This is a genomic window from Bacterioplanoides sp. (assembly GCF_965219715.1).
In the GTDB taxonomy this organism is placed as follows: domain Bacteria; phylum Pseudomonadota; class Gammaproteobacteria; order Pseudomonadales; family Oceanobacteraceae; genus Bacterioplanoides.
Map to the genome: position 1 here is coordinate 4,751,579 of NZ_OZ244785.1, position 13,471 is coordinate 4,765,049.

Sequence of the window (13,471 nt, forward strand, 5' to 3'; positions counted from 1 at the left end):
GATGATCGATAACGTTACTTTTGTTTTGCCTAAGAGGTACTACGGTGGAATGGAGGTTTCTAATCAGAAACTTATGGACTACTTTTCACGTAATTTTTCGGTAACTGTATCTGCATATGTGCAAAAAGGGGGGGGGGATAATAATCCTTACATTTGCAACTCTTGTGAAACTTTGTCACTCACTGAAATATATTTTTCAGTATTAAAGTGGTATAAGAATAGAAGACAGACCTTGTTTGTTATCAATGGTGTATTTCCGTTGCTTTGTATGTTGCTTATACCTTTTAGAGTTAACGCTGTTTATCAGCTGCACTGCACGCTTGAAGGAAATAATGAGCTAAAGCAATTTAAAAGAATTATTCTCAAAAGTTTGGTTGCTATTTGTACCTATCGCTTTAAGGTATATTGTGTGTCTGAGTCTTTGGCTGATGAGGTCAGAGGTTATAAGTTGTCAAATTATAATGCTGTTTCATTCTCCCCTAATGTATTGGACGATTATAAAATAAGAGCTTTTAATGATATATCAAGGTTGTCCTTTGTTGGGCGTATCAGCCATCAGAAAGACCCAATCTTTGCAGTTGACGTGTTTCGAGAATTTAGTCGAACGGATACTGGGCTTAAATTATCTATGATTGGAGAGGGCCATCTTACAAATAAAATAAAGCAGAAAGCTTCCACTTTAAATATAGATTTTCCTGGTTGGCTGGATCAGCCTTATTTAGCAGGAAGTGCTTTGTTATTTACATCAAACTATGAGGGGTATGGGTTAGTTATCATCGAGGCTTTAGCTAATGGATGTTTGGTTGTAGCAAGAGATGCGCCACATGGTCCGAGCGATATACTAAGTAAAATTGATAAGGATATGATTGTTCCGTTTGACTCAGGCCCAGAGGCTTATGTTGATTGCTTGAATTTACTACGAAGCAAGTATTCTTCAAAAGTTGAGCGCGAACAGCTTAAGGATAGGATTTATAATTATTTAAAATATTTGAACGATATCAGATTTAATAGCTGGGATGTTCTTCTTTGATGGCGTTTTTGCGATTTATATTTATACTGACATTTTTGTTTCCTTTTATCCCTGGAATCCTTGTATCTGATATTCAGCCTTTATTTATTGTTGTCGGTGCTATTTGCTTTTTTGTATCTTCAGATCGGGTGTTATTTGTGCCAATGCTGTTGCTAACATTTTTATTGTTTTACTCAATTCTTTTCTTTGATGAATTAACAATAAAGGTATTGGTGTCAATAATTGGATATGTCGTTACATTTGAAGTTTTCCGTAGAGTAGACTTTGCAATACTGTCCAGAGCTTTGTGGGTTTATTTTTCTATTACGTTAGTTGGAGCATTGATACACTATGTAGACTTGAATTTTTGGGGAGAGGTCAGAGAAACTCTATCTTTGCGGAACTCAAATTATGAGTATTATTCGCAATTTGCGCCAGAGCCAAGTATGTATTATATACAGTTGATTGCTATATATGCGGCAATTGTTTGGTTTGGAGACTATAAGCTTAGGGTAATGTATGCTATAACTTCTATTGTGACTTTCATACTTGGAAGTGATTTGGCCTTATTATTGCTGTTAATTCCAGTAGCTGTAGAGCTAAGTTTATTGTTTTTCACTAAAGAGAAACTGTTCTTTTTGGGAAACTTGGCTTCTTTTTTTATATTGTTTACGTTTGGTGCGTGCTTTCTATTGTTCCCTGATCTTTTCATGGTTTTTATAGAATACTTTCATCGCTCAGAGCAGGTAAGGATTTACGATGTGGGTCAGATATATTATTCGTTCACTAAAAATCCTATAGGAATGTCCGAATATAAAAGTATGATGGTAAATTTTTCACTCGATTACCCTGGCCGGTTTCGGGAAGACAGTTTGGGGTCAACTTCAGCTCTTTCTAATATTATATACTCCATAGGAGGAGTGGGTTTTTTGTTCTTTATCTTTATAATAAGATTTTATTTTAAGTATTTGGGGATTTTTCTGTTGTCTATATCCTCAACTATAGGGTTGAGTTGGTTTCCATTGGCTTTGATTATATGTAGAAAGAGGAATTGTAATGCTTGATTTGACAGCAATTATTCCAACAGTCGGGCGCTTTGATGAAGTTAATAAGCTATGCCTTGGTTTAGTAAGCTATAATATCAAATGTATTGTAGTAGTTGATGGTCCTTTTGAAGATCCCAAGGGAGTTTTATCAGACATAAAAAAAAGCGCTGATATTATATATCTTGAAAGGAATGTAGGTCAGGCGCTGGCTACAGATAAAGGTATAGATATAGTAGATACAAATAAGATCATGTTGATTGACTCAGATGATTTTATCACGATCGATGATGTTAAGCGTTTTGAAAAAGAACTTGACGGTATTCAATCTAAACAGATATTACTTCCAAGAAGTATAGCAATATCAGGAGGACGAGTTATTAAGCGTACTAGCTCTATTTCTAGTTATTCTGGCAAGCTAAGGAAAAATACTTTTGGTGCTCAGAGTGGCGTGATTTTTAATAGAGAGGACTATGTTAGCCTAGGGGGGCAAAGTAAAAAGCTAGCTTCTTGTAAAGATTGGGATATGTGGATTAGGGCGCTAGAAAATGGATTTTTTTTTCATGTTTATAATGCAGATGTATTTTACAGTAAATCTGATGATGGAATATCGCGTAATTTGGCTAATGTTCTGAAAGGGCGTTTTCAGCTATGGGAAGCTCACCCATTATTGTTTACTAGCTTTGGTCGACTGTACGACTGGTATTTGTTGCTTCGCTATGTAGCTTTTAATTGCGAGCCTGCCGGGCATGTGAACTTTAGTATGCTATATAACGTTTTTTACCCAATTCATCGTATTGTTTTTAAGTTACGGAAACGGTTTTTCTAGTGTTCAGAGATTACTCTATTAGAGTTATATATACCCTAACGAAGTTTGGTTGGCTAACTTTATTGTCAATATTTGTGGGAGCTCTGTACGGCTTTGGTAGTGCAGAGTCGATACTGATGATTCTACCTCTACAGGCGATACTAATCGCTGATTTTGGTTTATCTGTTATTGCTTCTGTTAAAAAGAAGAGGCCTTCTTTTTATATTAGTATTGCTTTGTGTCTACTTGCGAGCTATTGCACAACTTATATATATTACGAAAGTGTTGTGGCTGTATTTACCGGTGATGAGTCTTTAGTATTGTTCTTTCTTATATTCATATTTTCTTTTTCGGTTGTCGTTGTTAATACCGTAGACTCAATATGCAGAGCGAATGGGGTTGTAGTTCCCATCTCACTAGCAGCAATATTTATTTGCGTGCTGGCGCAGGTCTTGGTTTTCATGATGGCTTTTTGGAATTTTAAATATTTCTATTTTTTGATATTTGTAGTGGCCTACTTGTTTTCTGCATTCCATCTTAGATCCTTTTTAAATAGTAAAGTCTATGGTATCTCTTTAGAGTTAGTTCCTAAGTTCCTTTTTTTTCTAAATGGTGTTTTATTAGTCTATTTTGGTACTAGATATGATCTGGCATATCTATCTGGTGAGGAGCTTGTGTTTCTCGACTTTTCTGAAAAATTTTATGCCGCTTTAATGTTTCCTATTAATGTCGCATTGAATGTGTTTCATAGTAGAGGAGTTGATCTCAGAACTAGTTTTTTTTATTTTTCGATAATATTTGTTGCTTTGCTATTAGCTTACTTGTATCTACTGGGTTTTTGGCAGGTGGCTCTTTTTGCAGGTATATATATGGCGAAACTTTTTTTTGCCATATACTCATACTACGGCAATTATACGGATTCAACTAACTTCGTTGTTGTTCTTGCTAGTCTTGCTTATCTTCTGGTTTTTATATGTACGAAGGTTTTTCTGGTTGAATATAAGTATTATCTTGAAGTTTCTCTGGTTATGATTGTCGGGATGCTTGCTATTTTTTCAATCTCAAATTATTTGAATAAGAGCTTTAAAGGAGTTAATTGACATATGAAGCGCGCACTTATCACAGGGGTTACTGGTCAGGATGGTTCTTACCTGGCTGAGTTTTTGTTGGAGAAGGGCTATGAAGTTCATGGAATCAAACGTCGTGCATCTTCTTTTAACACGGAGCGTGTCGATCATATTTATCAAGATCGCCACGAGTCAAATGTTAACTTCTTTATGCATTACGGAGATCTGACAGACACCTCCAATCTAACCCGTATTTTAAAGGAAGTTCAGCCTGATGAAGTATACAATCTTGGTGCGCAGTCTCATGTAGCCGTTTCTTTCGAGTCTCCAGAGTACACGGCAGACGTCGACGCAATTGGTACTCTGCGTCTGTTGGAAGCGATTCGCTTCTTGGGTATGGAGAAGAAGACTCGTTTCTATCAAGCTTCTACCTCAGAATTGTACGGTGAGGTTCAGGAAATTCCTCAAAAGGAAACTACTCCATTCCATCCACGTTCTCCGTATGCCGTTGCTAAGATGTACGCCTATTGGATTGCGGTTAACTACCGTGAATCTTATGGGATGTACGCCTGTAACGGCATTCTGTTTAATCACGAATCTCCACGCCGTGGTGAAACCTTCGTTACCCGCAAGATTACTCGCGCATTGGCTAATATCTCCCAGGGCGTCGAAAAGTGCTTATATCTCGGTAATATGGATGCCTTACGTGACTGGGGCCACGCCAAAGATTACGTGCGTATGCAGTGGATGATGCTGCAACAAGATAATCCCGAAGATTTTGTAATCGCCACCGGCAAGCAAATTTCTGTACGCGATTTTGTGCGTTTGTCTGCCAAAGAACTAGGCATTGAGCTGGAATTTTCCGGTGAAGGCGTAGAAGAGAAAGCGACCATCACTAAGATTACCGGTGATACCTGTACGGGAGTCTCTGCTGGTGATGTTATCGTGCGTGTTGATCCCAAATACTTCCGTCCTGCAGAAGTAGAGACTCTGTTAGGCGACCCAACTAAAGCCAAAGAAAAACTGGGTTGGACGCCAGAGATTACCGTTGAAGAAATGTGCGCTGAGATGGTACAGGCTGACCTGGCTAAGGCTAAACAGCACGCTCTGTTAAAAGAGCATGGTTATGACGTAAATGTATCTCTGGAAGGCTAAATAGTTATGACAGTACGCATCTTTGTTGCTGGTCATAAGGGTATGGTCGGTTCGGCGATTGTTCGCCAGTTACGTGCTTCTGGCCGTGATGTTGAAGTGATTACCCGTGACCGCTCCGAGCTTAATCTCCTGGATCAACAACAGGTTCACAATTTCTTTCAGCAACAAAATATTGATGAAGTGTACCTGGCAGCAGCAAAGGTGGGGGGTATTGTTGCAAATAATACCTACCCAGCTGAGTTTATTTACGAAAACCTGATGATGGAATGCAATATTGTGCATGCAGCCCATCAGGCTGGTGTGAATGATTTATTGTTCTTGGGATCTTCCTGTATTTATCCAAAATTGGCTGAACAGCCAATGAAGGAAAGTGCTTTATTAACGGGGACTCTTGAGCCAACCAATGAGCCCTATGCAATTGCTAAAATTGCTGGCATCAAGTTGTGTGAATCCTATAACCGTCAGTATAGTCGCAATTACCGGAGTGTGATGCCTACGAACCTATATGGTGAAAATGATAATTTTCATCCAGAAAACTCACATGTTATCCCGGCATTGATGCGTCGCTTCCATGAAGCAAAGTTGAATAGTGATAAAGAAGTGGTGGTATGGGGTTCTGGTAAACCGATGCGAGAGTTTTTACATGTCGATGATATGGCAGCTGCCAGTATCTTTGTCATGAATGCCAGCGATGAGGTATATAAAAACTGCACCGAAGACATGTTATCTCACATCAATGTTGGTACCGGAGTAGACTGTACCATTGCGGAATTAGCATTGACTATGGCTGAGGTTGTAGGTTTTGAGGGAGAGGTGGTATTCGACAGTACTAAGCCGGATGGCGCACCCCGCAAGTTAATGGATGTTTCTACTTTAAAAGAGCTGGGCTGGCAATATAGCATCAGTTTAAAAGATGGTTTGTCTATGACTTATAAGTGGTTCCTAAATAACCAGGATAACTTCCGTGGCTGATGTATCCGGGGGGAGGGTTGTTCACGACTTTTTACCTGCTGAAACCTTTGAAGCTATCGTTGATGCGGCCCCTTTGGTTTCCATCGATCTGGTCGTACGAGATCAGAATGGACATGTGTTATTAGGTCGGCGTAACAACCGGCCTGCTCAGGGATATTGGTTCGTTCCTGGCGGGCGTATTCGTAAAAATGAATCTCTTGAATCTGCTTTCACACGTCTAACCAAAGACGAAATAGGAATTGAGTCGGAGATATGTAGTGCTACCTATCTCGGTTTATACGAACATTTTTATGACGACAGTATTTTTACCGAAGCAGGCAAGCTTGTTTCCACACACTACGTTGTAAATGGTTTTGAAATAGTGGTTGATTCTGCTGATATGTCATTGCCAGAGCAGCAGCATAATGATTATTGCTGGCAGAGCGAAGCCGAGTTGTTAACGAATCCAGAAGTACATATACACAGTAAATGGTACTTTCAGAAGGACAAAGGTTTTTTATGATTATTCCTGTCATTATGGCTGGCGGATCAGGCACACGTTTATGGCCTATGTCACGAACAGCTTTTCCTAAGCAGTTTCTGGCATTGGGAAACAATCTCACAATGTTACAGCAAACAGCCGCGAGACTGGATGGCTTAAGCTCCGGTAAGCCCATTGTTATTACTAATGAAGAACATCGCTTTTTGGTAGCTGAGCAAATGCGGCAGCAGAAGTCCGATGCAGATATTTTGTTAGAGCCTGTTGGTCGTAATACCGCTCCCGCGATTGCTTTGGCGGCATTGCATTTGCTAAACGCTAACACTGAAGAAACTCCTGTGATGTTGGTGCTGGGCTGCATTATGGGAAATCGCAGAAAAATGCGAAGACGGCAACGCTCTGCTGGGTAAAAACGTTAAGAATCATACTGTTTTAAAAGATACAAAAAATAGTTTTGTTTTTCTGAAAAGCGTTTAGTTACGACATTGGTGGGTGGAAAACCTTGTTGTTGATACTCCCGATGCGTATTAATTGTAGATAAAGGTAAAGTCCAGAATATTAAAGATATCGTCGCAGATATCAAAAAACAGCGTAGAACGGAACATCATAATCATCGTGAAGTGTATCGTCATTGGGGTAAGTACGACTCCATTGACAATGGCGAGCGTTACCAGGTCAAACGCATTACGGTTAATCCTGGGGGAAAGTTGTCGGTACAAATGCATCACCAGAGCAGAACACTGGATTGTAGTGTCTGGAGCAACAAGTGTGACTCATGATGAAGAAACTTACCTGGTCGCAGAAAATGAATCTACTTATATTCCGATTGAGCAGGTGTATGCTCTGGAAAGCCTAGGGGTCATTCCTTTGGAGATAATAGAAGTTCAGTCGGGCTCATATTTAGGTGAAGATGATATCGTTCGTTTAAAAGACAAATACGCTGGGGCATAATCACCATTATTTTTGTGACTTGCTTATTGTGATAGCCGTATTATTCCGTTGTTACTGGTTGGCGGAACGTATGAGTGTTCCCGTGTAGTCTTGAATTATCGGAGTGGTGTATGGACATCCGGTTTCGAATACAGAGCCGCTGTTACGTTTATATATTGGAGTGCGTGCCAATCAGTAGTTTGTCAATGATTTAGTTGCTGAAGTTGGGGTGTTCTAAATACATGCTTTTTTAATAAGAGGGACTGAATGAAAGTTCTACTAACGGGTGCTAATGGTTTTCTCGGAACTTCTATTAGTGAACAGCTCGATATTAGGAATTACGGCTTCATACCAATGGTCCGTAAAATAAATAAATATTCTCCCAAGAATGCTAGAGCTGTCGGCAATATTGACTCTAATACTGATTTTAGCGAGGTGCTACCCAGTATTGACGTTGTTATACATGCCGCAGCCCGTGCGCATATTATGGAAGAAGAAGTGGCAGATCCTTTAACCGAATACCGGAAAATAAATGTTGCTGGTAGTGAAAATCTCGCTCGCCAGGCTGCAGTTGCTGGTGTTAAGCGCTTTATCTTTATCAGCTCTGTAAAAGTATCGGGAGAAAGCACCAGCGGAAAGAATGCCTACAATGAATCTATGGCTGCTGCGCCTGAAGACGCTTATGGGCAATCTAAGTATGAAGCTGAAGAAGCGTTAAAAAGAATTGCTGCAGAAACTGGGATTGAACTGGTAATTATTCGCCCACCCTTGGTCTATGGCCCGGGCGTTAAGGCTAACTTTCTTAGTTTGTTTAAACTATGCAAGCTGTCCGTTCCTCTCCCATTCGCTTTAGTGAATAATCAGCGAAGTATGGTTTACTTGGAGAATTTGGTGGACTTTATTATTCAGTGTGTTGACCACCCTAATGCCGCTAATCAAACCTTTTTCATCTCGGACGGGAAAGATTTGTCCCTAAGTTATCTGATTCGAACCATTCGTAAAGCCATAAATAAACCTGCGTTGTTGTTTCCCGTACCTGTTTGGTTGTTTAAGTTGGCTGGCAGGCTGATCGGTAAAACAGCTGTTATGGATCGCCTAGTGGGCAACTTACAAGTGGATAGTACCAAAGCGCAGCAGTTACTTGCTTGGAGGCCACCTTGCACGATTGAAGAAGGCATTAAAGCGACCGTTGCTGATATTAATAGCAGGAAATAGTTATGTGTTGCGAGTGTTTGATTTTATTTTTCCCTTATATAGGCAGATCTTCTGTTTTCCTATATTTGTAATTAAATATTTTATCGGTATATCCGATAGTGGATCTTTTTTGCTCAAGCGGGATCGGGTTGTGCGTAATAAAAAGTCGTTTGTTCTGTTTAATTTCGTGCAATAAAAGTTGATGTGCCCTCAGTTGGAAGCCCATTTTGCGTTCATGGTATCTATTATTAAAACCAAGCTAAATGACTTTTCGCAGCTGTGGATCGTATTAAAAGGCGAAATGAGCCCAGTTTGAGCCATTTAATTGGTATAGCTTGATCGAAGCACGAGATTCGTTGAGTGTTTATGACATGCGACTTGGTATATGGTGTTGGCCCAGATTAACGAGGGTGATGTATCGATGTCATAGTTGCTGGCGCAAACTGACGTCGAAATTATTTAGGCATTATCCACCATAAATTATTTTAATTTTTTGCAGCTATTGAATTGTATAGGGGCTGGTAGCAGATTTAAAGTTAGCTGAACGCTGCCTTTTCCCTTATTTTCCTGCATTCATCACCCAATCAGGACAATCGCCCTGTTTATTGTAAGCCGCTGGAGCTTCTAGCAATAAACTAATCACATCTTCTACCCTGAATTCATGGCAGGCTTTATCTAATCGATGGAGTAGGTTGTGAGTTTCAGGCCAGCTCAGGAATACTTCGTTTGCTGTCATTATACGTGGGTGGTTGGTGCCTTCTACGTTAGCTCCTATTAATAGCTCTTCGTACAGTTTCTCTCCTGGACGAAGGCCTGAAAATAGAATTTCAATATCACCGTTAGGATCTTCTTCTGTTTTTTCTGTTAAGCCTGATAGTTGAATCATCTTTTTGGCAAGGTTGGTAATTTTTACTGGCTCCCCCATATCTAACACGAATACATCACCTCCTTTGCCCATAGCTCCGGCTTGAATAACCAGCTGAGAGGCTTCTGGGATCGTCATAAAATATCGAATAATGTCCGGGTGTGTTACCGTAAGTGGGCCGCCGCTCTTTATTTGCTTACGAAACAGAGGCACAACCGAGCCAGAAGAACCTAGCACGTTGCCAAAGCGAACCATGCAGAACAGGGTTTCACTTTGGCGTTCGTTTAATGCTTGCAATACCAGCTCTGCTAAGCGCTTTGATGTTCCCATCACGTTCGTAGGGCGCACAGCTTTGTCCGTTGATACTAATACAAATCGTTCCACGCTGGCGGTTATTGCGGCTTCAGCACAGTACCAGGTGCCGAATACGTTGTTACGGACGCCTTCTACTACGTTGTGCTCTACCAGTGGTACGTGCTTATACGCCGCTGCGTGGTAGATCGTCTGAACTTTGAAGGTCTTGAATATCGTTTCCAAACGATTCTGGCGCTGTACTGACCCAAGGATAGAGATCAATTTAACGTTGAGTCGCTCTTCATCATTGATTCGGTTGAGCTCCTGCTCAATGGAGTACAAACTGAATTCATTAAGTTCGAGTAATATCAACTGGGTTGGTTTCTGGCGGATTGCCTGACGGCACAACTCGGAGCCAATTGACCCGCCGGCGCCAGTGACAAGAACTACCTTATCGCTAATATTTTGGCAAATCAGGTCTTTTTGTGGGTCTACTGCATCTCGCCCGAGCAGGTCTTCGATTTCAACTTCGCGAATTTCTTCGATCTTTGCTTTGCCACTGACTATATCGGCAACAGCTGGTGTCGTCAGTACTTCCAGTTTTTTTACTGCCAGTCTTTCGATTAACTGTTTACGCTCTGAGAAACTGGTGTTGCCGAGAGCGAGTAATACTTTGCGGCAAGGGTGGTTTTCTAGCAATTCATCCAGCTCATTGGCTGCAAAAACTTTCAGTCCGTTAATTTGCGTCCCTTGCTTCTTTTTACAATCGTCAATAAACGCAATTGGTCGATATTCTTTATTGGCTGCCAGTGAGTGACTGAGTTCTAATCCCTGCTGGCCAGAACCATAAATAACAACGGGTTGAGCACCGGCTTTTCCTTGCTGTGTGATAATGCTACGGATAAATAGTCGGGGAAGTGCAAGCAAGGCAAAGGCTGTAAATACATAAATAATAATGCTTGAGCGCGGTACGGATGCTTGTGCCAAAAAGCTGCTGGTGCCCAATATCATCGCTGAGATTAATATACCTACTCCTAATGAGCTAAAAGCTTTGCTGGTCATAAATCTAACCACCGCCCTGTAGAAGCCCAATCGTATAAAAACAAGAACGGTTGTGAATGCCGTGATTCCTATGCTAAATAAAACATTTAAGCTAATAGTTGGCAGAATATCACCATGGCGCAATGCCAATGCCATATATATAGCAGCGGGTATTGCAACAACATCGTAAGAAAGGGTAATCAAGCGTTTAATTGAACGCTTAGTGTTTAGCAAGTAAGACAGCATTCCGTATGTCCGATACAGTATCCAGATAGAGACGCTCCCAATATAACATATATTCAATTTCTTGCTCTGAGGATTTGGTCGAAACGTTACTTTGCGCTCACTTTTTCTGAGAATTGCTTTTGTTTTCTTTGAAGAGTATCAATGCATCCAGTATTCTTTGTATCAAGTATAAGGCTCAGGGCCTTTTAAATAAGCTTTGTTCAACTTATGAACTATGGAGATCTTATGAACCAGCAGTTGGGAAGCTCAACGCAGAATAGCTCTGTAATCCCAGATTCTGATGAAATCAGCTTGACAGACTTATTTCGTAATCTCTGGCGTCAACGGGGATTGGTTTTTGCATTTATAATTCTGGCTGTGGCTGCGGTTATAACTTTGCAGTTTTTCAAGGGGAGCTTGTCTGCGATAACTAAAGTAGAATACCCAATTACGCTAAATTTTGACGGTGAAGTGGGGTATCCTAATGGCAGTGCTTTTTCACCAAATGACTTGATCTCGACATCGGTTTTAGAGCGTGTTATCCCCTCTCTAGAGCTTGATGTTTCTGCCTCTAGGCTGGGGGCTGCATTGAGTGCTGGTTATTCGAATAGTTTGTTGTCCAGTGCAGAGCTGAGTTTGGGAAATATTCTTCAGGATAATAAAGTCCCGGCTGATGTTAAAATCTCTGCAGAAGACGCTTTGGCTGAGCTGAAGACAGAAAGTCAGCGTTTTTTAACGCTACACTTATCTTTAGAGCGGTCGGGGATATCTGCGGTGCAGGCTGAAGATGTAGTTAGCCGTATTGTTGATGTATGGGCTAAAGCCAGCGTCGAACAAGGTTTGCTCAGCCTTGATATATCTCGCCCGATAAATCCATTTGTTGTTGCTCAGAGTGGTAATTTAATTGATACCTATGATTCCGCAGCGAACTATTTGAAATCTCTTTCTGGTGCAGTGGAAGGTCTTACAAAGGAGCCTGGAGCTCAAAGCCTTGTGGTCGCCGGTAAGAGCCTGAGCGATTTACAGCGTGAAATCTCAGCGCTTGAAGGAACTGATGTTGGTCCATTGCGTGAGTTTGCATACTCTAACTCTTCAAGCCTTGCATCGGTTGACCCTGCGATCCAGGTTCGTTTATTTGCTCGTCAACGGCTGTTAAAGCTTGAGCAGGAGCGTCTAACCAAACTGATTGCTTCATATGATTCTGCGCTTTCGCAATTGGCTTCAATTAAAGGTTCTGATGGTGGAGCTGGCCGAGTAAACTCAGGCCAGGGCAACTTACAGTTAGAGCAATCAGTATTTGACTCGCTATTGCAGATGGGAACAAAGCTGGGTGCTGTTGAGAACCGTAATAAGCTGTTTGATCGTCGTACAAAGGCTGTGGAAGACCTTCTGGCGTTAGAAAAAGAAATGGCGATCCTGATGGGGGTTGCTGGTAGTGCGTATGGCGATTTGAATCCTACCGAAATCCTCAAAAGCGCCTTGCCTAGTATTGAGCAGCGCTTGAACAGTATTCAGCAGGATGTCGATGCTTTCTTTAACGCTTATCGTGATATCAGTCTGCAGAGTGGTGCGCAGTTATACTCAGCACAAGCAGCACCTCAGGTTCGCGGTGGCTTTGTGGTGTCTGTTAAGAAGATGATGAAGTACGCAGTGTTAGCTGCAGTGTTGGGCCTGATGTTGGGTATTATGGTTGCTCTGATCCGAGCTGCGATGATCAACTCAAATAAAAATTAAGCTGATCCGATTGGCTTTAAAAAACCCGGCGATTGCCGGGTTTTTTGTTTTCTCTGTTTAATCTTTCGAAATACGGCTGCCTACTGCGCCTTGTTGATCGCGATATTTGGCATTTGCTCGTTTGTTATAGGGGCGTTTGGCTGGGTTGCTCAATGTTTCAAAGGACATGGCGCAGATTACCATTCCTGGGCGTAAGGCCAGTGGCAATTTACCGTTGTTATAGAACTCCAGTACGATTTGTCCTTCCCAGCCCGGATCAATGCGGCCTGCGGTTACATGTACCATTAAGCCTAATCGTGCCAGTGAGCTGCGGCCATCGAGCCAGCCCACCAGGTCGTCAGGGATGGTCACGGATTCTAATGTGGCGCCAAGGATGAGTTCGCCTGGATGAATAAACAATGCCTCATCTTTGGCGATCTCGATCTCTTTGCTCATGATGCGATCGATATCACGTTCGAGCTGGTCTCTGTCGCCAGATAAATCCAGGTGTGTCGCTGAGTTGTTGCTGAATACTCTGAAGCGGTGGTCGAGGCGTAGGTCAACACTGATGCCGGCGATGGCGTCGGCATCAGGAGCTGGCGTGATGGTGATGCTTTTGTCTTGCAAGCGTTGTTCGATGTCGCCATCACTGAGTCGCATAGGTAGAGTCCCGCTGG

General features: G+C 41.6%; 13 protein-coding genes and 1 pseudogene. 11 read left to right on the forward strand and 3 right to left on the reverse strand.

Features of this window, described 5'->3' with window-relative positions:
* Window position 1: 1 nt before the first annotated feature.
* The 8 genes from ACOQOZ_RS21935 to ACOQOZ_RS21970 are packed head-to-tail and all read left to right on the forward strand — an operon-like array spanning window position 2 to window position 6,942.
* On the forward strand, window positions 2-1,030 hold the full coding sequence (locus ACOQOZ_RS21935) for a glycosyltransferase (protein WP_420590286.1): 1,029 nt from the start codon (window positions 2-4) through the stop codon (window positions 1,028-1,030).
* The gene (locus ACOQOZ_RS21940; RefSeq protein WP_420590287.1) at window positions 1,027-2,073 is read left to right on the forward strand and encodes a hypothetical protein; all 1,047 of its coding nucleotides are present in this window, start codon (window positions 1,027-1,029) and stop codon (window positions 2,071-2,073) included. Before ACOQOZ_RS21935 ends, ACOQOZ_RS21940 begins: the two co-directional genes overlap by 4 nt.
* Window positions 2,066-2,881, forward strand: coding sequence for a glycosyltransferase (locus ACOQOZ_RS21945; protein WP_420590288.1), 816 nt, complete (start codon window positions 2,066-2,068; stop codon window positions 2,879-2,881). Before ACOQOZ_RS21940 ends, ACOQOZ_RS21945 begins: the two co-directional genes overlap by 8 nt.
* Window positions 2,881-3,960 (forward strand): hypothetical protein, encoded by a 1,080-nt coding sequence (locus ACOQOZ_RS21950; protein WP_420590289.1) that lies wholly within the window; start codon window positions 2,881-2,883, stop codon window positions 3,958-3,960. The genes ACOQOZ_RS21945 and ACOQOZ_RS21950 overlap by 1 nt, the downstream gene beginning before the upstream one ends.
* A gap of 3 nt (window positions 3,961-3,963) precedes the next feature.
* A complete protein-coding gene (gene gmd / locus ACOQOZ_RS21955) occupies window positions 3,964-5,082 on the forward strand; it encodes a GDP-mannose 4,6-dehydratase (protein WP_420590290.1) in 1,119 nt (372 codons plus the stop codon).
* 6 nt (window positions 5,083-5,088) lie between these two features.
* Window positions 5,089-6,054 (forward strand): GDP-L-fucose synthase, encoded by a 966-nt coding sequence (gene fcl / locus ACOQOZ_RS21960; RefSeq protein WP_420590291.1) that lies wholly within the window; start codon window positions 5,089-5,091, stop codon window positions 6,052-6,054.
* A complete protein-coding gene (locus ACOQOZ_RS21965; RefSeq protein WP_420590292.1) occupies window positions 6,047-6,556 on the forward strand; it encodes a GDP-mannose mannosyl hydrolase in 510 nt (169 codons plus the stop codon). The genes fcl and ACOQOZ_RS21965 overlap by 8 nt, the downstream gene beginning before the upstream one ends.
* Entirely contained in the window at window positions 6,553-6,942 is a 390-nt protein-coding gene (locus tag ACOQOZ_RS21970; protein ID WP_420590293.1) for a sugar phosphate nucleotidyltransferase, read from the forward strand. Before ACOQOZ_RS21965 ends, ACOQOZ_RS21970 begins: the two co-directional genes overlap by 4 nt.
* A gap of 117 nt (window positions 6,943-7,059) precedes the next feature.
* On the opposite strand, the gene ACOQOZ_RS21975 is transcribed toward ACOQOZ_RS21970, so the two are convergent.
* Complete coding sequence (locus ACOQOZ_RS21975) at window positions 7,060-7,251, reverse strand: hypothetical protein (RefSeq protein ID WP_420592451.1); 192 nt, start codon at window positions 7,249-7,251, stop codon at window positions 7,060-7,062.
* Between ACOQOZ_RS21975 and ACOQOZ_RS21980 the strand changes: the two are divergent.
* Window positions 7,183-7,483 (forward strand): annotated as a pseudogene (locus tag ACOQOZ_RS21980) (cupin domain-containing protein). The gene ACOQOZ_RS21975 and the pseudogene ACOQOZ_RS21980 sit on opposite strands and share 69 nt — an antisense overlap.
* A 246-nt stretch (window positions 7,484-7,729) precedes the next feature.
* Complete coding sequence (locus ACOQOZ_RS21985; protein WP_420590294.1) at window positions 7,730-8,677, forward strand: UDP-glucose 4-epimerase family protein; 948 nt, start codon at window positions 7,730-7,732, stop codon at window positions 8,675-8,677.
* A gap of 538 nt (window positions 8,678-9,215) precedes the next feature.
* Here the strand turns inward: ACOQOZ_RS21985 and ACOQOZ_RS21990 are convergent.
* On the reverse strand, window positions 9,216-11,102 hold the full coding sequence (locus ACOQOZ_RS21990) for a polysaccharide biosynthesis protein (RefSeq protein ID WP_420590295.1): 1,887 nt from the start codon (window positions 11,100-11,102) through the stop codon (window positions 9,216-9,218).
* Window positions 11,103-11,327: 225 nt separating this feature from the next.
* Here ACOQOZ_RS21990 and ACOQOZ_RS21995 point away from each other — a divergent pair, with 225 nt between their 5' ends.
* Window positions 11,328-12,815, forward strand: coding sequence for a hypothetical protein (locus tag ACOQOZ_RS21995; RefSeq protein ID WP_420590296.1), 1,488 nt, complete (start codon window positions 11,328-11,330; stop codon window positions 12,813-12,815).
* A 57-nt stretch (window positions 12,816-12,872) separates the two neighbouring features.
* Here ACOQOZ_RS21995 and dcd read toward each other — a convergent pair whose 3' ends face one another.
* Window positions 12,873-13,454 (reverse strand): dCTP deaminase, encoded by a 582-nt coding sequence (gene dcd, locus ACOQOZ_RS22000; protein WP_420590297.1) that lies wholly within the window; start codon window positions 13,452-13,454, stop codon window positions 12,873-12,875.
* Window positions 13,455-13,471: the final 17 nt, after the last annotated feature.